This is a genomic window from Marinilabilia salmonicolor JCM 21150 (assembly GCF_000259075.1).
Taxonomy (GTDB): domain Bacteria; phylum Bacteroidota; class Bacteroidia; order Bacteroidales; family Marinilabiliaceae; genus Marinilabilia; species Marinilabilia salmonicolor.
The window spans coordinates 614,156-635,751 of the sequence record NZ_AJKI01000002.1 but is presented as its reverse complement, the minus strand read 5'-3'; the positions used below and the strand labels follow the sequence as shown (position 1 = coordinate 635,751).

Sequence of the window (21,596 nt, the reverse complement as noted above, 5' to 3'; positions counted from 1 at the left end):
AAGTCCAACTTCTGCGTTGTTGCTCAAAATCTAAATCCTCAAATACATTAGTATTCTGCGGTTTCGTTTTTTCACACGCCTTGAATTTGAACTTTCTATTTCAAACACGTGAAAAACGCTTAGTTTATGGACAGACTCTAATTAAGTTTAGCAAATAATTATCTGCCATAAAACAAAAAAAGTCACCCTGAATCCAGGATGACTTCCAGCTCCCCAGGTAGGACTTGAACCTACGACCTACGGATTAACAGTCCGCCGCTCTAACCAACTGAGCTACTGAGGAATAAATGCAAAGCAACAATTTCTTGTTTTTTAAAAGCCGTTGCTTTTATCTGATTGCGGTTGCAAAAATATGACCTTTATTTTAACTGTGCAAGGGCTCCAATGCATTTTTTTAAAAAAATTCCTGCTTTCTAAAAAAATCCTCATCTTTGCACTCCAAAAATTAAAACAGAAAACATTATGAGCAAGGTTATTGGGATGGGCAACGCGCTGGTAGATATTTTAACCCGATTACAGGACGACACCATTCTTTCCGAATTAAAATACCCAAAAGGGTCGATGCAACTGGTAAATGTTAAAGAAGTGGCCAATGTTTTACTGGCGACTCGTGACTTTCCCCGCAATCAGGCATCGGGTGGATCAGCTGCCAACACCATTCACGGACTTGCAAACCTGGGTGTCGATACAGGTTTCTTTGGCAAAGTAGGAAGAGATGAGTGGGGAGCGTTTTTCCGTTCCGATCTGGAAAAGAGGAGCATTAAACCTTATTTGCTGGAAAGCGACAACGAATCAGGACGTGCCTTTGCACTAATCAGTCCGGACTCGGAAAGAACGTTTGCCACATTTCTGGGTGCTGCAGTTGAGTTGGCGCACCACGAAATTCCAGACAGCCTGTTCGACGATTACAGCATATTGCATATAGAAGGATATCTGGTACAAAACCGTGACTTGATCCGTCATGCCCTTCAGCTTGCCAAGTCTAAAGGACTGAAGGTTTCTCTTGACCTTGCCAGTTTTAATGTAGTGGAAGACAACCTGGAGTTTCTGCATGAAATGGTGGAGAAATATGTGGACATTCTTTTTGCCAATGAGGAAGAAGCCAAAGCCTTTACCGGATTGGCAGAAGAGGAAGCACTTCACAATATTTCCGGATTTTGTGATCTTACCGTTTTAAAACTCGGAAAGAAAGGCTCTGTTATCAAACATCATGATGAAATCGTGAAAATTGCCCCCATTCAGGTTGAAAGCCTGGATACCACCGGTGCAGGCGACCTGTATGCTTCCGGATTTCTCTTCGGAATGATTCACGGTCTCTCCATGGAACAATGTGGCCGCATCGGCTCTTTACTTGCCGGAAAAGTCATTGAAGTAATTGGCCCAAAAATGGATGATGCCACCTGGGATATGATTAAAGAAGAAGTTGCAGCGCTGATGAACTAAGCCATACACAAATTATTTTGCTATTTTTGCAGGCGTTGTGCAAATAATCAAACAAAAGAACGATATATATTATGGAAACTGTTGTAAGTGGTATTCGGCCCACGGGAAACCTTCATCTCGGCAATTATTTTGGTGCAGTTAAAAATTTTCTGAAAATGCAGGAAAACTACAACTGCTTCTTCTTCATTGCCGATTACCACTCACTGACCACACACCCACACCCGGCAGATTTGCACGGAAATGTGCGTCAGATTCTTGCAGAATACCTGGCAGCAGGTCTTGATCCTGAAAAAGCAACCATTTATATTCAAAGTGATTTACCTGATGTTGCAGAATTGACGCTGCTGATGAATATGAATGCTTACCTGGGAGAGCTGGAACGCACCACCTCTTTCAAAGACAAAGCCCGGAAGCAGCCTGAAAATGTAAATGCCGGCCTGCTGACATATCCGGTGCTTATGGCCTCAGACATCATTATTCATCAGGCATCAAAAGTGCCGGTGGGAAAAGATCAGGAACAAAACCTGGAGATGACGCGCAAATTTGCCAATCGCTTCAACAGAATTTATGAAACTGATTATTTCACCATTCCGCAACCTTTTAACTTCGGTGAGTCACTTATAAAGATTCCCGGACTGGATGGTTCCGGAAAGATGGGCAAATCCGAAGGCAATGGCATTTTTCTGGCCGAGGAACCTGCTTCCATACGCAAAAAAGTGATGAAAGCTGTGACCGACAGCGGCCCCACAACACCCGACTCGCCCGTCAGTGAGCCCGTACAAAACCTTTTTACCATCATGGAGGTGGTTTCAAAAAAAGAAGTCCTTGATCAATTTAAAGAAGACTACGCAAAATGTACGATTCGCTACGGTGACTTAAAGAAAAAACTGGCAGAAGACATCATTGCTTTCACCAATCCCATCAGGGAAAAAATCAATGCCATTGCTGCCGACGACGCCTACCTGAGAAAGGTTGCTCAAATGGGAAAAGAAAAAGCCCATGCCAGTGCATCAAAAACAGTAAAAGAGGTGAGAGAAATTATTGGTTTCAAACCTTTTTAAAATAAAGTACTGAGGCATCACACAAAAAACAATCAGAAGGTATTACGGAATTATATCGTAATACCTTTTTTTTACAGCTTCATATTTCCTGGCCTCCATGGGAATCTCCATGCCATTATCGAGCCATATCAGGGTGTTTTTTTCATCCAGACTCTCAATTCGCCTGAGATTTACCACATACAACGGATGACAACGTAAAAATCCAAAATTGCTGAAAAGTTGCTCATAGTAACGCAATGGTCTGGAAACAAACAGGGATTTTGAGTCTTCCAGATGCATAAAACAACCTCCGGCTACTGCCTCTCCGAACAGAATGGAAGATAAAGAAACGGCCTTTAAACCCCCATCGGTTGGAAAAACCACCATCTGTGAGGCGGCAGGAAGATTTGCATTGGTCAGGAGCACCTCCAGTTTATAGTGATAATCAACCTCATCAATGGCTTCGCAGGCTTTATCAACTGCCAGAACCAGATCGGATACATCAAACGGCTTTTTTACAAATCCCATCGCTGAAAACTGAATGGCCTCCTCCCGGTAATCTTCATGCCCCGACATGAAAACAACCTTGAAATTGTAAAACTCCACCTTCTGCAAAAGATCAAATGCAGTCCCGTCCGGCAATGCAATATCCATAATCAAAAGATCCGGTGCCTTTTTGTGAATGACCTCAACCGCCTCCGACACCAATGAAACTGCCCCCAAAAGTTCAAACTCCGGAAAATGGTGCATTAGAATCTTTTCCACAATTTTCTGCATCACCCGATCATCCTCAACAATCAAGACCTTCTTCATCATTTTTTAAATTTGTACATCTTGTATCTTTCGGGTACGGGTTTGCTTGTTATTTCTGGTTGGTTAATAATGTTTCTTATTCACAAATTATCTATTGTACCGACACAGACTCTGTCTTTAAAAAATTGTTCTTCTGACGGGAAACAGTTTTCCCGTGTTGATCAATTTCCACGAGAGGAATAACAATCCGGACAATGGTCCCGCGATCAAAGGGATTAATCTGCTTCTTATCTCTGATGGAAAGTTCGGTTCGTCCACCGGAGTCTCTCCGTAACATATCCAGTCGTTCACGGGTGATTTTAATGGCCATGGATTCGTGACTGCGTTCCTTTTCGCTGGCTTCCTTGGATGCGTCAATTCCAATTCCGTTGTCTTCCACTTCAACCACCACACGGTTTTTATCCTTTTTAAAGTGAATCTGAATCTGACCTTCATTGCCAATTGGTTTGATCCCATGTTCGATGGCATTTTCAATAAATGGCTGGGTCAGCATTGGCGGAACCATGGCTTGCTCCATCTTCAGCGATTCATCAATATGCAAACCGTAATCGAATGATTCTGAAAATCGAAGTCGTTGAAGTTCGAGGTAATATTTCAATATTTGAACCTCCTCTTTCAGGGAAATGTAGTCATGGGTCGAACTTCGCAAAACCTGACGCATCAACCGTGCAAAATCAGTTAAAAACCGGGATGATTTTTCAATGTCATGTTCCAGAATATAGACCTGAATGGCGCTTAACGCATTAAATATAAAGTGCGGATTCATTTGAGATCGCAACAATCGTTGCTGGTGGCGCACATTTTTGTACCGGCTCCTCAGCTGCAGCTGCCTTACAATCATGAATATGGCAAACGAAATAGTGACGACAATAATCAATGCAGTAATTAAATAAAACCGCTGTCGGTCGAGCATCGATTTCTGACGGATCGTCTCCTGATTCAGTTGGTTAATTTTCTCCCGCTGTCTCTCCGATTCAAGGATGGCTTCCTGAGTAGCCAAATGGTTAATATTCTTGGTATTGATGATGCTGTCTCTGTAAACTGCTGCAGTTTTAAAGAATTCAAGTGCTTTTCCAAAATCCGCTTTCTTTTCATACAATTCTGATAACAAACGGGAACCCTCCTCAATCTGATACAACACCCCGATGCTTTTTGCAATTTCCAGGCTTTCCTTCAGGTGTTTTTCTGCTTCTTCCATCTGGCCCATACCCAGGTAGGTCTCTCCAATTTTGGAATGACTGATGGCCACCTGCATTAAATCACCAAGTTCCTCATTAAGGTGCAAAGCTTTCTCTAAATATTCGAGTGCCTTATGCGGCCGCTCCAGAACAATGTAAGCCCCTCCCAGACTGTTAAAACAGATGGACTGCCCCACCTTACTGCTGATCTGGTAATTGTAATCAAGAGAGGTAAAGAAATGATAAAGTGCTGAATCCACCTGACCTAACCTGAGTAATGACTCCCCCATATTGTTGTGGTTAATGGCCAGCCCCAACTTATTCTTCTGAGCCTTCGACATGGCCAGTGACCGCTTAAAATATTCAATGGAAGAAAGATACCGTCCCAGATTGAAATTCACATTTCCGATGCTGTTGATGGCTGCACCTATGGTCAGTGAATCAGCAGCTTCTTCGGCGAGCGCCAGTGCCTTCACATGCATCTCAAGCGCCATAGGATTGTCATCAATGCGGCGGTAAACCACCCCGATTTGATTATAGACACTTGCCAAAAGCTCCTTTTTATTGGCAACGGTAGCAAACTCCAGCGCTTTTTGATGAAACTTCATGGCTTCTCCGTAATCGGCCCGGTTTCTGTAACGTTGCCCCAACAGATTATAAATGCGGGCAAGTTGATAGATATTTTCGTTTTTCCGGGCTATCTCTTCCGCCTCGGCAAGATAACGGTCATTAATATCCACATGCACTCCGCCCTGACCATAGTGAGAAAAGGATTTCTCAATCAGCTGTTCGACCACCAGGGAGTCAGTTCCGGGAAGCCTGTCTTCTTCCGACTTAGGCAAAACCTCACCCTGATCCCCAAATTTACTACAGGAGATTGTCAATAGAAAAAAAATAAACACCAGGCCCTGAAGTCTTTGCATAATATTTCAGAATTTTATTCTTTCTGCCATTCAATTAAGATTTCCCGGTGAATCTCATAAAAAATAAAAAAATCGCCCGTTTCTAAAACAATTCACCGCCCGGGGAAACCTGTCTGCCTTTTCCGGCAAGGTCTTAAAGATCAACCCGAAATTTGAGGAATTTTAATCGGATTGTCCACCAAAATACAGTTTTTTTTAGCTAATCGGACAAACCCATTTCTCATTTTTTGATGAAGGGTTATCTTTGCAGGCTAAAATGGATAACAGTGAAGATAGGGAATTTACAACTCAGGGCTGAACCGCTGCTTCTGGCCCCAATGGAAGACGTTACCGACCGGATGTTCAGGGAACTCTGCAAGCGATATGGTGCCGACCTGATGTACACAGAGTTCGTGTCATCGGATGCGTTGGTCCGTGAAGTGGATAAGACGCTAAAAAAAATGGAGTTGAATGACGCAGAACGTCCTGTGGGCATACAGATTTACGGAAAAGAAATTGATGCCATGGCAGAAGCGGCAAAAATCGCCGAGCAGGCCAATCCCGACATCATCGACATCAATTTTGGCTGCCCTGTAAAAAAGATTGCTTCCAAGGGAGCGGGTGCAGGAATGTTGCGCGACATCCCAAAGATGATTGCCATCACCGAAGCCATCGTCAAAGCAGTAAAAACTCCTGTAACAGTTAAGACCCGATTGGGATGGGATGAATCCTCGAAACACATTGTCGAAGTGGCCGAGCGGCTACAGGACACCGGCATACAGGCACTTACCATTCACGGACGGACAAGAGCACAGATGTACACCGGGGAAGCTGACTGGACCCTGATTGGTGAAGTAAAAAACAATCCCAGAATGCACATTCCCATCATTGGAAACGGGGATATCACATCACCGAAAAAGGCACGCAAATACCTGGATAGCTACGGAGTAGATGCTCTGATGGTGGGTCGTCCTTCCATAGGCCGCCCCTGGATTTTTAAAGAAATCAGACATTACCTTGACACCGGTGAGTTGTTGCCGGCTCCTACCATGGCAGAGCATGTGGAGATGATTCGGGAACAGGTGAATATGTCCGTGAAATGGCTGGGTGAAAGACGGGGGATTCTCCATTCAAGACGTCACCTTGCAGTAACATTTAAGGGACTGGAAAACTTTAGACCCCTGAAGATAAAAATGTTGCGGACAGAGAGTATTGAAGAACTCAATGAAATACTGAGTGAGATTTCTCTGAAATGGGCCAATCACTCCTCACCCTGCTCCGAATAGTAACGACGAACAATCACCCTTACTGGATACCAGGCGGCCAAAAATCCTATAGCGGAGACACTTACATAAACCAACACCATATCGGCCCATTGCAGTGCCACAGGATAGGCGTCCACCACAAAGGTGCCACCGCCACCAAAACGCAACAGTCCGTATTGCTGTTGAATCCATACCAGCAAAGCGCCTAAAAGCACCCCTGCGGTGACACCGGCCAACGAAATCAACCAGCCCTCAATCAGAAACACCCGGTTGATTAAGGTTCTCCCGGCCCCCATACTCCTGAGCGTACCGATACTTTCCCGTTTCTCAAAAATAAGCAGTGACAAGGTGCCGATAACATTAAAAAGAGCAATCACCAGGATAAAAAGCAAAATCAGATAGGCCATGAGTTTCTCCACCCGCATCAACTTGTAAAAGGTTGCGTGCTGTTCATGTTGATCCTGAACAACCAACCCAGCTCCGAGAAGTTCTTCCATACGGTGCTTAAAATCATCAGTATCAACGCCAGGATTCAAAGAAATTCCCAGTGACGACACTACCCCGTCACCGTATTCAAACAAGCTGCGAGCCTGATCAATACCGACAACCAGATAACGCGAATCGTAATCGAGCTGTTGAACAGCAAACATTCCTGACGGGTGAATATACTCCTTACGAAAGGACAGATCCGGACGCATCATATTGATCTGTCCGGTACGGCGGGGAACATACATCACCAGTGGCTTCACAAAATTGAGCCGCAAACCCAACTGATCAGCAAGCACATAACCGATGACACCAAAGTTTTGCATTCCCTCCTGCAGCTTGTATTCTCCCTCGATGATAATAGAATCAATGCCCGAGACTTCAGCAAAGTTGTCATCCACACCCATTATAATTGCCGGTACCTGCCGGTTGCCTGAGCGCAGCAAAGCCTGACTTTCCAGCACCTGCGAAACAGCGGCAATCTCTTGCATCCCCAAAATTTTCTGATAAGGAATGGAATCCAGATAAAAAACACGTCCCTGATCGGGCGAGACCTTTAGTTCAGGGTCAAACGAACCATACAATGATCCAATCAGGCCGTGAAGTCCGTTGAATACGGCAAGCACAACAATCAGCGCTAAAGATCCTACCAGAACCCCTGTCACCGAAATCATAGAGATAACATTGATGACATTTTGAGATTTTTTGGCAAACAAATACCTCAGTGCTATATGGAGAGCCAGCTTCATTCGATTAAAAATTACCTGAATTAGTGTTTGTCTATAAAGTCCAACTTCTACGTTGTTGCTCAAAGTCTAAATCCTCAAATACATTAGTATTCTGCAGTTTAGATTTTTCACACGCCTTGAATTTGAACTTTCTAATTCAAACACGTGAAAAACGCTTAGTTTATGGACAGAGACGAATTATTGGTTCCCGGGTCCGCATCATGAACCATATTCTATTTTTGCATCGGTTTGTGTGCCTTAACAATTAAACCGGTTCCCTCTTTATGTTGCATGGAAATGTCCATCCGATTCAAAACTGCAGCCAAAGGCCAGAACACCAAATAATAAAAGGGTAACAACACAAAAAAGAGTTTACTTTTATTGAGCATTGTAATGGGAAACTTCATTGAGAGCAACCAGGAAATATGCCCCGGTTTTCCGTAAGAGTAACGACAATCAACTTCCGAAAAGCCGGCTTCTTCCAACTTCTCCCGAATATCGTCCATGTTGTATCCGTCACGCACATGTTCATCAATAAAGCCGGAGATACCCTCCTCTCCATGCTCATGGGCATCCGAGCCCCCCTTGTCGGACGGCGTGGAAATCAACAACATACCACCCGGTGCCATACTGCTGAAAAAATTATGAAAAACCTTCCGGTCTTCCTCAATGTGCTCCATCACATCAACCGACAAAATCAGGTCGTATGATTCAGGCTCATCAAAAATGGTAAGATCGGCTGTTTTAAAGGTTACCCGATCTCCCTTTCCAAGAGTTTCAAAGAACCAGTTGCAATCGGCCACCTGTTCCTCTTTTACATCCACGCCAAGGATGCGATAACCTGCCCCGAGTCGGGACATGGACCAGCTGTATTGACCAAATCCGGACCCTGCATCAAGAATGCTCGCTTGACTCCCCTGTAGCGAAGCCCATTTTTTCAACTCACGCCGGATATACCACGAACGCAAAAGCAATAAATTCAAGAGTCGGTAAAACAACACCCTGAATCCGGGTGTAGCATTAAAAACACGTCCCAACGAACGTTTTATAGGATCATACTGCATAGCTTCCTTACAAATTAAAGCATCCGTCAATCGGGTTATTCATTCAACAACCTGTCAATATTGTCGATATAGTCAAGACTGTCATCGATAAAGAATTCCAACTCCGGAATAACTCTCAACTGTTTTCCTGCTCTCTTACCCAGGGCAAACCTTATCTGAGAAGTATGCTCCTTAATCTTGTCATAAATTTCCTGCTTTCGTTCCGTCGGGAAGATGCTCAAATAGACCCTGGCGACGCCCAGATCGGGTGTAACCCTTACCACGGTCACCGACACAAGACCACCTGCTGTAACCTCCTTTACTTCTCGTTGAAACATCTCACTCAAATCCTTTTGAATGAGTCTTCCTATCTTCTTTTGACGAGTACTGTCCATGTTTATTTTGATTTTAATGCACGAAGTTAGGCAAAATTATGCAAACACATTTCCAACTCGGCCACCATCCTGTCGGTATCAAAAAGTGACGATACCGTTTCCTTCCCTTTTTGACCACATGCGCGTAGTTCTTTGGGATGCATTGCAATAAGTTCTTTTAGCTTTGCAGCAATAGATTCAACGTCTCTCTCAACCAGAAACCCGTTTTGACCGTTGACAATAAACTCTGCAGCACCGCCCGCGTCAGTGGTAAGCACGGGAACACCGGCTGCCATAGCCTCTGTCAGGGCATTGCTGATCCCTTCATTGGCCGAAAAAAGACAAAACAGAGAGGCTCTTTTCAACCATGGATCAGGACTTGTAAACCCTTCCATCGAAACAATCTTCTGCAACCCAAGTTTCCTAATCTGCGTTTTCAGGGACTCTTCCTCCCTGCCTTTGCCCAACAAATGCACCTGTAAAACTGATTTTATCTCTTCAGGCAATTGAGCCAGGGCATCAATAAGCAAGTGAAATCCCTTGCGGCGGGTTAGCATTCCCGTGGATAGCACCATAAAAGAAACGGTTGATGCAGAAGAAACCGTCATCTCTTTCAATCCCGGCATTCCGTTGTAAATGACTCTCACCGGATGTTCTCTCATCCACGAATAGCGCATAAGTTCCTGCTTTATCCTGTGGGCATTCACAATAATTCCGTCGTTCAGCCGACCATAAACCCACCGATGCCACAAAGGCCACTTCATTTTACGAACGATTCCCAGCCTCAGAAAATGCCTTACTCCCTGCCGCCTTGCTGCAAGCCCGCCAAGTACATACTCCTTCTTTTTGGTGGAAACAATGACCTCTATTTGATTGTCGGTAACTACCTGTTCTATTTTCCGCAGGGAGGATAAATCAAGAACAGAACCAAAAGAAGCCGAATAAAAAGGAATGTCAGAATCAAAACGTCCCCGGAGATGATTATCCTTTCCAATAAAAAAAACATTGTGCCGTTTCTTTAGTCCTGACATGGCATTGGAGACCCATTTCTCATTACCTCCCCACACTTTGGAAGAACAAATAAAAAGTATGTTCATTAATCTATTATTTTTTTATATCTTGCAAATCAAGAACTTAAAAATCCTGGTATCCATGAGAAGAATAACTGCCTTTCTGCTTTCAATTGCCGGAACTACTGTTTCTGCTGTAGCCCGAATGCTTTCAGATTCAGAAAAGAAAGAATCCACATCACAGCCCGGTTCTGATCATTCACCAAAAACGTCAACCACTCCGGAAGCTACTGGCAAAGAACTGTATAAAACAACGGGAATAAAAAAAGCTGAAGTAAAACAGCTCACAAAAAATGCTCCATTCATCATTCCCGGGATCATAACCGGTACAGCCTGTGTACGCCCAGATGAACACGATAAATACAATGTTGACATACTGGATCCCAATGGAAACAACATCGGACACATCGAAAAGAACAGAAGACTATGCAACTCACTGGAAGCATGGCACCAGGGCTCAGTTTTCACCTTTGTAAAGGTAACAGAATCCGGGGAAATTGAAACATCTTCGGGGACTGCTTTTATTCCTGCAGGACTGCCCCGTGAAGAAACCAAAAAACTTAAAGAAGTATTTGACAAACTGGCCAAACGCAATAAAATACTCTCCGAAGAAAACATCTCTTCCAAAGATTATCTGGAAATCCTGAAGGATCACAAACAAATATCAAAAACTCTCGTCGCTTTGAACATTGATGATCTGATTAACATTGCACTCTCCAAAAGACTCATCCCCGCACTCTCCAGACAGATGGAAGACCAGCAGGACTGGCAAGGTCTTTTAAAACTGGAAAAACACAGTGACCTGATTGATGAACTAAGTGAAAGATTTGCAGGAACCACCTACCGGAGAATCAGTAAAGCCAAAAAAAATACCGGGCAGAAAATCTGACCCGGTCTATTCATTTTTGTTCTGACTCTTATTTCAGGATACCATATCACTGAATATTTCCACACAAACATCCCTCTCCACTTTGCTGGTAAGCTTCCGAACCACATTGTTCAGATTGTGAACCACATAACCCAACTCTTCAGAGGGTGCCGACTGATACAACCGGTCGGTTATCCAGTACAATGACCGCAGCGAACTCTCCAGAAGCGGGCGGGTCTCCCGCACCGAAATATCTTTAAAAGCACCAATCTTTTTTTCGTCGCTCAAATCATCAAACTCATTCTGTGCTATCACCAACTCATCAAACCAGTCGGCTGCACCCAGACGCGTTATCATCTCATAATAGTCGTGCTTAAGTTCTTTTATGAGTGCCGGCAACCCGGTGGATTGTCGCTGATAACCATCACTCTTAGTCTGCCAGGCATGCTGTTGCAATACAGAAAGTAACTCTGTACCAAGAATACTGTGTTTTTTTGATGCCCTGTGACAGGATGCTTCCACAAAACGATAGAAAGCAATATAAGCCTCATCCCGTTTACTTGCCTGGAGTGTTTTACGCTCCATCACACAACTGATTACCCTTCTCTGAAAGGTTTGTTCATAACTGACAAGACTCTCTCTGACATCTTCCACAAAAGTCATGAGCTCGCCCTTATTCACAGGACAATGATCATAAATCTGCAGGGTCACTTTGGCAAGATCGTAAAGGTCGAAAGAAAGGAGCTGGGAAAAGTTTAAAGATTTTAGCATAATTATTATAGGGTTTGGGAGTTAAAAAACTCTCTGAAAAACACAAAAAATGACAATCCGGGTTTTCCGGATTGTTATGCTTGTCAGAGTGCTGTATTTATAGATATTTTACGGATTGGGAAGAGCAAAGGTTTCAAAAAACCGGCTGATTAATCATTGAATTGATTAAATGTTTCCGGAAATCCCGGTCCCCTGAATTTTACGGAATAAATCCAACGCATAAACATCCGTCATACCAGAGATAAAATCAATAACAGTTTGCACCCGATGGTGCACCGGTGCGTTTTCAGAAACTTTATATTGCTGTGGAATAAACGGGAGTAACAACCTCGAATAATAATGCTTTGGCTCAAGCACTGCTTTAATAAACTCATCCAGAAGGGTGCCCAAAATCCTGAAGCCGGCAATCTCAATCTCTACCACAGAAGGATGCCGGTAAATACGGCTAATGCCCACCCGGGCACACCCTTTCATGGCTTCATCCATATTGCCCGACAATTTATCGGTAAGGGCCCCGCTAAATGTGCCATCCAGAATGCTGTCGTGATGTTTAATAAAAATTTCGGAACAGGCACCCACCAGCTTTCCGATGACGCCCGCCCTCAGATAAGCGATTTGCTCATTGGTATCGGTCACTTCCCGAAAAACCTCTTTTATTCTTCGAAGATGCTCCTTATCCTCCACCGGATCATAGAAGGCCATCAGCAAATCCATTGTTTCAGGGGTGGATAAAATTCCCAGCTTGTGGGCATCTTCAATATCCATCAACTGATAGCAAATATCATCTGCCGCCTCCACCAGGTAAACAAGCGGATGACGTGCAAAAACCCCCGGAGATGTTTCTTTCAGTCCCAACTCTGAGGCAATGTCCATAAAGATTTCCTTTTCACTTTGAAAAAAGCCATACTTCTTCAAATCTGAATTACCGGAAGCATAGGGATATTTAACAATAGATGCCACGGAGGTATAGGTCATGGCAAACCCGCCGGTTCGCCGCCCGGAAAACTTATGTGTCAACACCCTCAGCGCATTGGCATTTCCTTCAAAATCCACAAAATCGTTCCAGATGGCAGGAGAATTAATCATGGATTCCAGATAACGGCCGTCTCCATACTTAAAAAAATCTGAAATGGCTTTTTCGCCCGAATGACCAAAAGGGGGATTTCCCATATCGTGGGCAAGACAGGCAGCCGCCACCACAGAACCAAGTTCTTGTGCCAATGGAAACTCATCCCCGTAAAGTGACCCTAGAAACCTGGAGACATTGCTACCCAGCGAACGCCCCACACTGGCAACCTCCAGACTATGCGTAAGTCGGTTGTGCACAAAAACACTTCCCGGCAAAGGAAACACCTGCGTTTTATCCTGCATACGCCTGAAAGGTGAAGAGAATATCAGCCTGTCGTAATCACGCTGAAACTGCGTGCGGTCATGCGAGCCGGCCCCCGAAGAGGTGCCCGTGCGTTTGGTGGATAAAAGTTGTTTCCAATCCATAAGTATTCCTGTTCAATATATGGTTGTACGATACTTTTTCATTTCTGCGGCCAGGGAACGAGCCTTTCCGCCTGTAACACGATCCAGTAATTGCCAGAAACCGGGACCGTGGTTCTTTTCTCTGGTGTGACACAATTCATGCAACACCACATAATCTATCAGGTGCTGCGGCAATCGCATCAACTGTAAATTAAGATTGATATTGTTCACGGAAGAGCAACTTCCCCACCTGGATTTCAGGTTTTTTACAAACACTTTGTTCACCTTAAAACCATGCAATCCGGCAAAATGCATGACTCTTCCAGGCAACATTGTCCTGGCCTCTATTCTCAGTCCCTCTTCAATTCCCTGCCGAATGACCGACTGAACCCTATCATCCTCCACTTTCATAAAAGAAGGATAAGCCACCCGAAGAATTCCATCACTCAGCGTCATTCGAAACTGATCACTATGATGATTTTCTATTCGGAGTTCAAAAGTGCGGGACCGAAACTTCGTGTTTTCATTAAATACGGTCTTCATCCGCTCATGCTCAGCCATACTGGATTGATTCTGCTGAATCCATGAACGTTTCTCCTCCACAAACGACAAAGCCTTTCGGATAGAGTATCCGGGAGGGAACAAAACCGAAACCCCTTCAAAAGGCTTGATCCTGATGGAAAGCCGCCTGCATCGTGCATCACTTTTAAAAAGCACCGGTCCGATACCCTCTATTTCTACCAATGAAGTTTTAACCGACATAATACCACAAAGGTAAAGATTTCCCGCTATTGCCAAACCTATTTGCCCGTGTCGTAAATTAGTTTCGTAAAACTACTTCCTTCCTGTAACGAAACAACCCCCGGATACGTCACAATTTGGATTATGTTTTCCAATAAAAAAGAAATTTAATCGGGTAAACTGTTACCTAAAATGACATTTTAGCTTCATTTTATTACAGATATGCCCGTTTTCGAACACTTAGTGTTCCAAAATCAGACAGTTTTAATTTCACCAAAAAAGAAGAAAAAACAACCTTATGCCCTGGCTAACAAACACTTACTTTTTTTGGCAGGACAATTGAAACAAAAAGCAGCGAAAAACACACAAAACCAGATACCATGAGCAACAGTATTATCAAAGTAAGCAGCCTTCACAAATCGTACCGGATGGGAAACAATGCACTGCATGTCCTCAAAGGTATTGATCTGGACATTAAGGCAGGTGAGATGGTTAGTATCATGGGCTCCTCAGGCTCGGGTAAATCAACCTTATTAAATATTCTTGGAATTCTTGACAATCATGACCGGGGTGATTATTACCTGAACAATGTGAAAATTGAGAAGATGAATGAAACCAAAGCTGCAAAATTCCGCAACAATTATCTGGGCTTTATATTCCAGTCATTCAACCTCATCTCATTCAAGAATGCCATGGAAAACGTGGCTCTTCCACTTTACTATCAGAATGTCAGTCGCAAAAAAAGAAATATCAAGGCACTGGAATATCTGGAAAGACTGGGCCTTAAGGACTGGGCCGGACATCTTCCTTCAGAGTTATCAGGAGGCCAGAAACAACGTATAGCTATTGCCCGGGCACTTATCTCCGAGCCCAAAGTAATACTGGCCGATGAACCAACAGGTGCATTGGACTCCCAGACATCTTATGAAGTAATGGACATCCTGCAGGAAGTCAACCAGATGGGAATTACCGTTATTATCGTAACCCATGAGGACGACATAGCTCACCGTACACAACGAATCATCAGACTCAAAGATGGTTTGATAGAACACAACGAGTTGAACGGAAAATATGAACCCGTTACCACCAGTGATATATTCACTTCCAACTAACCCCTGCATTTATCACAAATAAAACAGGCTAAACCTTTCAACAACCAAACACTATGTTTAATTCACTGCAGGAAATATTCTCAACACTCAAACAAAACAAACTGAGAGCCATCATGACCGGCTTCAGTGTGGCCTGGGGTATCTTCATGCTCATCCTTTTGCTGGGGTCAGGAAACGGACTACAAAATGGCATGGAAAACAACTTCAGAGGTACCGCAAAAAATGCATTGTGGATCTGGAGCAGGCAAACCCAGGTCTCATATGACGGACTTCAGGCCGGCCGGCGCATACAGTTCACCGATGAAGATTACGACATGCTGGTTAACCATTTCAAAGATGACATCTCCGACATTTCGGGTCGTTTCAGGCTTTGGGGCAGCGGAACAGTGACCTACAAAAATGAGTACGGTGACTATAGTCTGGAGGGTGTGATGCCAGAGTTCAAAAACATTCAAATTGTGGATCTGGAACATGGCCGTTACATCAACAAGCTTGACATACAACAGTTCAGGAAGGTAGCCATCATCTCGGTACCGGTCAAAAAAGCTTTATTTAAAGAAGAAGATCCCATTGGGAAATACATCCACATCGACAAAGTTCCCTTTAAAGTAGTAGGTACATTTATCAACCCAGAACGACGGGACGATGAACAAATCTATATTCCGGTAAAGACTGCCCAACGCGTTTTCAACGGAAGCAACAAACTTAATGAACTGGCAGTGGCCACCAATGCACTTACCGTGGCTGAAAACAAACGAGTTGAAGAGGCCATCAGAACTACCCTCATGAAAAAACACCGGATTGCCCCTGACGACAAGCAGGCGCTCGGTATCTGGAACACCCTGGAGCACTTCAAGCAGGCACAGGGTGTGTTTACCGGAATCCGGATATTCGTCTGGGTTATTGGCATCATGACCATCATCGCTGGTATTGTTGGCGTTAGTAACATCATGATTATTCTGGTTAAAGAACGCACAAAGGAACTTGGTATCCGGAAAGCCATTGGTGCCACCCCGTGGTCGGTCATCCGGCTGGTTCTCTCCGAGTCTGTGTTCATTACCACCCTGTCCGGCTTTTTCGGACTGGTGGCCGGAATGGGTCTGATGGCAGCCATCTCTATGGTATTGCAAAGTGCAGCCCAGAGCAATCCCAGCATCGAAAGCACTTTTTACAATCCGTCGGCAAATCTCTCAGTCGCTGTATCAGCCCTGGTGGTACTTATTGTTGCCGGGTTAATAGCCGGATACGTACCGGCGCGCAGAGCTTCTGCTATTAAGCCAATAGAAGCACTGCACGACGAATAAAAAAACAATAAACGCTGTTAACAAAAGCCACATATTTTAGAAATTAAAACCATAGTACCGTGTTTGACTTAGACCGCTGGCAGGAAATATTTAATGCCATAAAACAAAACAAGTTTCGCAGCATACTTACCGCATTTGGGGTATTCTGGGCCATTTTTATGCTGGTTGTAATGACCGGAGCAGGCAACGGGCTGATAAACGGCGTAACCAGTGGCTTCCAGGACTTTGCCACCAACAGCGCTTTTATGTGGTCAAACCGCACAACCATCGCCTACCAGGGATACGACCGCGGACGCTGGTGGAGCATCAACAATGATGACATTGAAGCCATCAGAAATGAAATTGAAGGAGTAGATGTAATATCCCCCAGATTGCAGGGCTGGAATCTTCGTGAAGGTCAGAATGTGGTACGTGACGAAAAAGCTGCAGCTTTCAATGTGATGGGTGATTATCCCCAATACCGGAAAATAGACCCGTGTACCATGCCATGGGGAAGATATATCAACGAAGAAGACATCAAGCTCAAAAGAAAAGTCTGCATCATCGGAGAAAATGTGTATGATGTAATGTTTGAAGAGGACGAAGATCCCGTGGGTCAGTATTTACGCGTAAACGGAGTCTATTTTATGGTAGTAGGTGTTTTTAAATCCAACAACCCGAACATCAACATCGGGAGCAATAAAAAAGAGACCATTTACCTGCCTTTTACCACCATGCAACAAACATTCAACTACGGGGACGAAGTACATTTCTTTGGTTTTACAGCAAAACCAGGAGTGAATGTTCAGGGCATCGTGGATGAAATAGAGCCGCTGGTGAAAAAGCATCACAAAATTGCTCCGGATGATGACGAAGCCATCGGTGGATTCAACGTTCAGAGTGAATTACAAACCATGGAATACACATTTCTGGGTGTCAATATCCTGATATGGGTGGTAGGCATCGGCACCCTGATTGCCGGAGCAGTGGGCGTTAGCAACATCATGCTGGTAATTGTCAAAGAGCGCACCCGCGAGATCGGAGTACAACGCGCCATCGGAGCCAGACCAGCAGTAGTAATTGGCCAGATTCTCACCGAATCGGTATTTCTGACTACTGTGGCAGGATTCCTGGGACTTGCTTTCGGAACGTTGATTCTGCATCTCACCAACATTGCTCTGACAGCTTCAGCAGCTAACGCTCCGGAAGATGAAATGACCTTCTTTGCAAACCCTGAAGTGGGTTTACCTTTGGCCATTTCTGCCTTGGCAATGCTCATTCTGGTAGGCCTGTTCGCAGGATTGATTCCGGCTATGAAGGCTGTAAGAATAAAACCCATTGATGCGCTCAGACATGAATAGCCGATATGGCCACTGTGGTATTTGTTTTAACCACAAAGAACACGGAGGAATAAAATAAAAACAATAATAATTAAAAATACGGGCACCAATGCCTATTAAAACCTGAACAAAATGAAGAAGTTTTTTAAAATTCTGATGGTAGTCGTTTTGATAGCCCTTGTAGGATGGGTCGTTTACTACCTTTACAACCAGACCAAAAAATCGCCCGTGGTTTTTGAAACCCAAAAACCCGAAGTCACCAATATCATTAAGAAAACGGTGGCCACAGGTTCCATTGTCCCACGAAAGGAGATTCAGATTAAGCCCCAGGAATCGGGTATTATCACGGAAATTTATGTCCAGCCGGGCGATGTGGTAACGCAGGGCGACCTCATGGCAAAGATTCAGATTATTCCTGAAATGCTTCAGGTCAATGAGGCCGAGAACCGCCTGGCCAAAGCTCGTCTGGCTTTCGAAAATGCCAAAATCGAATTTGAACGGTCACAGGAGCTCTATGACAACAAAGTAATTCCCGAATCACAGTTTCTTGAAGACAAACTAAGCTTTCAGACTTACCAAAAAGACCAGGAGTCGGCCCAGAACAATCTGGAACTGATTAAAGAAGGGGTTATCAAAAAGGCAGGCGCCCAAACCAATACACTCATACGGGCAACCACCTCAGGCATGGTACTGGATGTTCCCATCGAAATCGGGAATTCTGTAATCAAAAGCAATACGTTCAACGATGGAACAACCATTGCACTGGTTGCCGACATGGGAGAAATGGTATTCGAAGGAATGGTGGACGAAACCGAAGTGGGAAAGATAAAAGAAGGAATGCAGTTACTGCTCACCATCGGTGCCCTTGATGAAGAGGAATTCAAAGCCAACCTGGAATTTATTTCGCCCAAAGGTGTCGAAGAAAACGGAGCTATTCAGTTTGAGATCAAAGCTGCGGTGGAGCTGCAGGAGGGGAGTTTTGTAAGAGCAGGTTACAGTGCCACTGCAGACATCGTACTGGATCGTCGAGACAGTGTACTTACCCTGCAGGAAAAAATGATCACTTTTAAAGATGATTCAACCTTTGTGGAGATTATGACCAGCCCTCAGATCTTTGAAAAACGTTTCGTTAAAACAGGTCTGTCCGATGGTATCAACATTGAAATTGTAGAAGGTCTCTCTGATGAGGACGAAGTTAAAGTGCCCAAATCGTAAAGATTTAGGAAATTAGTCAGTAGTTTATAGTCAGTAGTGGGGACTTCCAAAAACTGATATACTCAGAAACCTGTCGAACCATGTTGGTAGATGGAAAAGTTGAAAGACAAAGGGGCAACCCACTAACATTAGCTGACAGAATATTCATTTAATTGCACCCTTTGACAACAAACTCAAACCCCAGATGATTGAACCCGCAAATTAAAACCGAAATAATCAAATCATGAGAAACATAGCAGCCATACTGATGCTTCCGATGCTCCTGGCCTTTACGGAGGCTCACGCTCAACAGCCTGAGAAATGGAGTCTGAAAGATTGCATTGAATATGCTAAGGACAATAACCTGTCCATAAAACAGCAGAGCCTGAATACAGAATATCAACAAAATGTCTATGAGCAAAAAAAGCTCGACCGTATTCCTTCCGTCAATGGTAGCGTGGGATACCAACTAAGCTTTGGCAGGGTATTGGACGACACCTCCTTCGAGATAACCGACCAAACTACTCAGTTCGGCCGTTTTTCACTTGGAGCATCGGTCCCTCTGTTCCAGGGTTTCTCCCTGCACAATCAGATTAACAGGGATAAAGCCAACTGGCAGGCATCCCGAAAAGAATTGGAAGCAGCAAAAAACGACCTGGCATTAAACATCACTTCATTGTACCTGCAGGTTCTTTTTGACAAAGAACTGCTGCAGGTGGCTGAGGAACAATACAAAGTAGCAAAGGAGCAGGTGGAAAACACCAAAAAGCTAGTGGATGCAGGACGGGTAGCAGAAGGTAATTTACTGGAAATAAAATCACAGGCAGCACGTGAAGCACTCACGGTTACACAAATGGCAAACAACCTTACGATGTCTTTGCTGAACCTTGCCCAAGCGCTCGATCTCGAAGAGACAGGCAACTTCGATGTGGTGATTCCGGAAATCCCCGAATTGCAACAAAATACCCTGACCCCTCCTTCCGATCTCTTTGTTCAGGCCGTTGATTTAATGCCGGAAATTGAAGCTTCAGAGTTCAACCTGGAAAGTGAACGCTATGCTTTAAAGGCAGCACAAGGTCAACTTTACCCCTCCATAAACATGGACGCCGGCTGGAACACTTCAGTAACTAAAAAAGAAAGCACCGTTGAATTTGACTTCGGAAAGCATTTCAATGATAACGCAACCCAGTATGTGGGTCTGACATTAAGAATCCCTGTTTTCAATGGTCTTGCGGCCCGCAATAACGTCAAAAACACCCAACTGAGTATCCGCAGCGCCCAACACGATCTGGAAAAAGAAAAACAAACCCTCAGAAAAGAGATCCAGCAGGCATATGCCGATGCACAGGCAGCTTATTTGAAATACAATTCAGCTCAAACAGCAGTGGATTCTTATGAAGAATCATTGCGCTACACCGAAAAAAAGTATGCCGTAGGTCTGGTAAGCCCGGTGGATTACAGTGTTGCAAGAACTGATTATTTGAAGGCACAGTCCGACTTCCTTCAATCGAAGTACGAATATGTGCTGCGGACCAAAGTGCTGGACTTTTACACAGGGGCTCCGCTTTCTCTCGATTAAGCACACCTCAAACTGTCAATACGCAAAAAGGCGCTGCAGGAATTTCCCACAGCGCCTTTTCTACCCTGCCTAATACATACGACGGGTAAGGTGTAACCAGGCTGAAAGCCTGTTGAAGAATAGTTTTAAGAGGGAAAAACATTGCCCCCGGAAAAATTCAGCCAATAAAAAACGCAAAACATTATGTATTTCTTAAAAAGGAAAAGCCTCACTTGTTGCGCGCACAATAATCAAACAAAGACGATTTTACGATAACACAACCTTGTTTTTAGGCTACTTCCCCAAAAAGATAGCAATCAGGTTCAGAATTATTTAAAAGTTACTTCAAAATCCAGTTCAAAATCATCATAAATCAGGTTGTCGCCCAGATTGTCGAAAAAAGAACCGGATCCGTAACGCACATTGTAATTGGCGCGATCTACCACCAGTACTCCGGAGAATGTTTTACCTGTCACCTCTGCTTCAAAAGAAACGGGGTTGGTCTGCCCTTTTATGGTCATGGTGCCGGTAAACTTGTATTTTCCCGACTCCACCTTCTCACCATTTTTAATTTCAAGGGTTGCCGTGGGATATTCATCCACACTAAAGAAATCATCAGATTTCAGATGACCTACCAATTGAGCTTTTGAATCCTCATCATCTATGTCATAGTTACTGATGGAAGTCATGTCGACCACAAATTTTCCGGAAACAAAGTTGTCTCCTGATTTTTCAAGATATCCCGACAACAGCTGAATGGCTCCGTTCTGGGACCCACCAACCTTCTTACCAGTCCAGACAATCTTACTGTCTTCTACTTTCAATTCACTTTTCTGTCCGTATGCTGCCGGGGTCATTACCAGAAATCCCAGCGCCAATATCAAAGCTGACAATTTTTTCATATGATTCTCCTT

19 protein-coding genes and 1 tRNA gene are annotated in these 21,596 nt (G+C 44.1%); 9 read left to right on the top strand and 11 right to left on the bottom strand.

All coding sequences use genetic code 11. The features are described 5' to 3' along the window. Positions 1 to 209: 209 nt before the first annotated feature. A tRNA-Asn gene (locus W7W_RS0103405) sits at positions 210 to 283 on the bottom strand. Positions 284 to 462: 179 nt separating this feature from the next. Here W7W_RS0103405 and W7W_RS0103395 point away from each other — a divergent pair. After that, positions 463 to 1,443 (top strand): adenosine kinase, encoded by a 981-nt coding sequence (locus tag W7W_RS0103395; RefSeq protein ID WP_010662440.1) that lies wholly within the window; start codon positions 463 to 465, stop codon positions 1,441 to 1,443. Positions 1,444 to 1,514: 71 nt separating this feature from the next. Continuing rightward, positions 1,515 to 2,504, top strand: coding sequence for a tryptophan--tRNA ligase (gene trpS, locus W7W_RS0103390; protein ID WP_010662439.1), 990 nt, complete (start codon positions 1,515 to 1,517; stop codon positions 2,502 to 2,504). A 42-nt stretch (positions 2,505 to 2,546) separates the two neighbouring features. Here trpS and W7W_RS0103385 read toward each other — a convergent pair whose 3' ends face one another. Together W7W_RS0103385 and W7W_RS0103380 are read right to left on the bottom strand one after the other, a co-directional pair. Next, positions 2,547 to 3,299, bottom strand: a complete 753-nt coding sequence (locus tag W7W_RS0103385) for a LytR/AlgR family response regulator transcription factor (RefSeq protein ID WP_234408300.1) — start codon at positions 3,297 to 3,299, stop codon at positions 2,547 to 2,549. Between the two features lie 88 nt (positions 3,300 to 3,387). After that, positions 3,388 to 5,397 (bottom strand): tetratricopeptide repeat protein, encoded by a 2,010-nt coding sequence (locus W7W_RS0103380; protein ID WP_010662437.1) that lies wholly within the window; start codon positions 5,395 to 5,397, stop codon positions 3,388 to 3,390. Between the two features lie 266 nt (positions 5,398 to 5,663). Here W7W_RS0103380 and dusB point away from each other — a divergent pair, with 266 nt between their 5' ends. Beyond that, complete coding sequence (gene dusB / locus W7W_RS0103375; RefSeq protein ID WP_025006637.1) at positions 5,664 to 6,662, top strand: tRNA dihydrouridine synthase DusB; 999 nt, start codon at positions 5,664 to 5,666, stop codon at positions 6,660 to 6,662. On the opposite strand, the gene W7W_RS0103370 is transcribed toward dusB, so the two are convergent. From W7W_RS0103370 to W7W_RS0103355, 4 genes are all read right to left on the bottom strand, one after another. Beyond that, on the bottom strand, positions 6,638 to 7,876 hold the full coding sequence (locus W7W_RS0103370) for an ABC transporter permease (protein ID WP_010662435.1): 1,239 nt from the start codon (positions 7,874 to 7,876) through the stop codon (positions 6,638 to 6,640). The genes dusB and W7W_RS0103370 overlap by 25 nt on opposite strands. Positions 7,877 to 8,088: 212 nt before the next feature. Further along, on the bottom strand, positions 8,089 to 8,919 hold the full coding sequence (locus W7W_RS0103365; RefSeq protein WP_010662434.1) for a class I SAM-dependent methyltransferase: 831 nt from the start codon (positions 8,917 to 8,919) through the stop codon (positions 8,089 to 8,091). Positions 8,920 to 8,954: 35 nt separating this feature from the next. Then, the gene (gene rbfA, locus W7W_RS0103360; protein WP_010662433.1) at positions 8,955 to 9,293 is read right to left on the bottom strand and encodes a 30S ribosome-binding factor RbfA; all 339 of its coding nucleotides are present in this window, start codon (positions 9,291 to 9,293) and stop codon (positions 8,955 to 8,957) included. Between the two features lie 26 nt (positions 9,294 to 9,319). Then, positions 9,320 to 10,369 carry a glycosyltransferase gene (locus W7W_RS0103355; protein WP_010662432.1) on the bottom strand — a complete coding sequence of 350 codons (1,050 nt, stop codon included), beginning with the start codon at positions 10,367 to 10,369 and terminating at the stop codon, positions 9,320 to 9,322. A 55-nt stretch (positions 10,370 to 10,424) separates the two neighbouring features. Here W7W_RS0103355 and W7W_RS0103350 point away from each other — a divergent pair, with 55 nt between their 5' ends. After that, a complete protein-coding gene (locus tag W7W_RS0103350) occupies positions 10,425 to 11,231 on the top strand; it encodes a hypothetical protein (RefSeq protein WP_025006638.1) in 807 nt (268 codons plus the stop codon). 33 nt (positions 11,232 to 11,264) lie between these two features. Here the strand turns inward: W7W_RS0103350 and W7W_RS0103345 are convergent, their stop codons facing one another. The 3 genes from W7W_RS0103345 to W7W_RS0103335 all read right to left on the bottom strand — a co-directional run bounded on the left by W7W_RS0103345 (position 11,265) and on the right by W7W_RS0103335 (position 14,216). Further along, positions 11,265 to 11,981 (bottom strand): DUF6261 family protein, encoded by a 717-nt coding sequence (locus W7W_RS0103345; protein ID WP_010662430.1) that lies wholly within the window; start codon positions 11,979 to 11,981, stop codon positions 11,265 to 11,267. 165 nt (positions 11,982 to 12,146) lie between these two features. Further along, positions 12,147 to 13,475, bottom strand: a complete 1,329-nt coding sequence (gene dgt / locus W7W_RS0103340) for a dGTP triphosphohydrolase (protein ID WP_010662429.1) — start codon at positions 13,473 to 13,475, stop codon at positions 12,147 to 12,149. 12 nt (positions 13,476 to 13,487) lie between these two features. Next, positions 13,488 to 14,216, bottom strand: coding sequence for a M48 family metallopeptidase (locus W7W_RS0103335; RefSeq protein WP_010662428.1), 729 nt, complete (start codon positions 14,214 to 14,216; stop codon positions 13,488 to 13,490). Between the two features lie 359 nt (positions 14,217 to 14,575). Here W7W_RS0103335 and W7W_RS0103325 point away from each other — a divergent pair, with 359 nt between their 5' ends. From W7W_RS0103325 to W7W_RS0103305, 5 genes are all read left to right on the top strand, one after another. Further along, entirely contained in the window at positions 14,576 to 15,307 is a 732-nt protein-coding gene (locus W7W_RS0103325; RefSeq protein WP_010662427.1) for an ABC transporter ATP-binding protein, read from the top strand. Positions 15,308 to 15,360: 53 nt separating this feature from the next. After that, positions 15,361 to 16,611 (top strand): ABC transporter permease, encoded by a 1,251-nt coding sequence (locus tag W7W_RS0103320; RefSeq protein WP_010662426.1) that lies wholly within the window; start codon positions 15,361 to 15,363, stop codon positions 16,609 to 16,611. Between the two features lie 59 nt (positions 16,612 to 16,670). Continuing rightward, the gene (locus tag W7W_RS0103315; protein ID WP_010662425.1) at positions 16,671 to 17,951 is read left to right on the top strand and encodes an ABC transporter permease; all 1,281 of its coding nucleotides are present in this window, start codon (positions 16,671 to 16,673) and stop codon (positions 17,949 to 17,951) included. A gap of 111 nt (positions 17,952 to 18,062) precedes the next feature. Continuing rightward, positions 18,063 to 19,145, top strand: a complete 1,083-nt coding sequence (locus W7W_RS0103310; RefSeq protein WP_010662424.1) for an efflux RND transporter periplasmic adaptor subunit — start codon at positions 18,063 to 18,065, stop codon at positions 19,143 to 19,145. A 223-nt stretch (positions 19,146 to 19,368) separates the two neighbouring features. Beyond that, on the top strand, positions 19,369 to 20,703 hold the full coding sequence (locus W7W_RS0103305; protein WP_010662423.1) for a TolC family protein: 1,335 nt from the start codon (positions 19,369 to 19,371) through the stop codon (positions 20,701 to 20,703). 308 nt (positions 20,704 to 21,011) lie between these two features. Here the strand turns inward: W7W_RS0103305 and W7W_RS0103300 are convergent, their stop codons facing one another. After that, on the bottom strand, positions 21,012 to 21,584 hold the full coding sequence (locus W7W_RS0103300) for a YceI family protein (protein WP_010662422.1): 573 nt from the start codon (positions 21,582 to 21,584) through the stop codon (positions 21,012 to 21,014). Positions 21,585 to 21,596: the final 12 nt, after the last annotated feature.

Coding starts and splice junctions, on each gene's coding strand:
- W7W_RS0103310 (WP_010662424.1), top strand. CDS start 18,063: ATGAAGAAGTTTTTTAAAATTCTGATGGTAGTCGTTTTGATAGCCCTT.
- W7W_RS0103320 (WP_010662426.1), top strand. CDS start 15,361: ATGTTTAATTCACTGCAGGAAATATTCTCAACACTCAAACAAAACAAA.
- W7W_RS0103305 (WP_010662423.1), top strand. CDS start 19,369: ATGAGAAACATAGCAGCCATACTGATGCTTCCGATGCTCCTGGCCTTT.
- W7W_RS0103325 (WP_010662427.1), top strand. CDS start 14,576: ATGAGCAACAGTATTATCAAAGTAAGCAGCCTTCACAAATCGTACCGG.
- W7W_RS0103345 (WP_010662430.1), bottom strand. CDS start 11,981: ATGCTAAAATCTTTAAACTTTTCCCAGCTCCTTTCTTTCGACCTTTAC.
- W7W_RS0103300 (WP_010662422.1), bottom strand. CDS start 21,584: ATGAAAAAATTGTCAGCTTTGATATTGGCGCTGGGATTTCTGGTAATG.
- rbfA (WP_010662433.1), bottom strand. CDS start 9,293: ATGGACAGTACTCGTCAAAAGAAGATAGGAAGACTCATTCAAAAGGAT.
- W7W_RS0103395 (WP_010662440.1), top strand. CDS start 463: ATGAGCAAGGTTATTGGGATGGGCAACGCGCTGGTAGATATTTTAACC.
- dgt (WP_010662429.1), bottom strand. CDS start 13,475: ATGGATTGGAAACAACTTTTATCCACCAAACGCACGGGCACCTCTTCG.
- W7W_RS0103355 (WP_010662432.1), bottom strand. CDS start 10,369: ATGAACATACTTTTTATTTGTTCTTCCAAAGTGTGGGGAGGTAATGAG.
- W7W_RS0103335 (WP_010662428.1), bottom strand. CDS start 14,216: ATGTCGGTTAAAACTTCATTGGTAGAAATAGAGGGTATCGGACCGGTG.
- W7W_RS0103350 (WP_025006638.1), top strand. CDS start 10,425: ATGAGAAGAATAACTGCCTTTCTGCTTTCAATTGCCGGAACTACTGTT.
- W7W_RS0103365 (WP_010662434.1), bottom strand. CDS start 8,919: ATGCAGTATGATCCTATAAAACGTTCGTTGGGACGTGTTTTTAATGCT.
- W7W_RS0103370 (WP_010662435.1), bottom strand. CDS start 7,876: ATGAAGCTGGCTCTCCATATAGCACTGAGGTATTTGTTTGCCAAAAAA.
- W7W_RS0103380 (WP_010662437.1), bottom strand. CDS start 5,397: ATGCAAAGACTTCAGGGCCTGGTGTTTATTTTTTTTCTATTGACAATC.
- trpS (WP_010662439.1), top strand. CDS start 1,515: ATGGAAACTGTTGTAAGTGGTATTCGGCCCACGGGAAACCTTCATCTC.
- W7W_RS0103385 (WP_234408300.1), bottom strand. CDS start 3,299: ATGATGAAGAAGGTCTTGATTGTTGAGGATGATCGGGTGATGCAGAAA.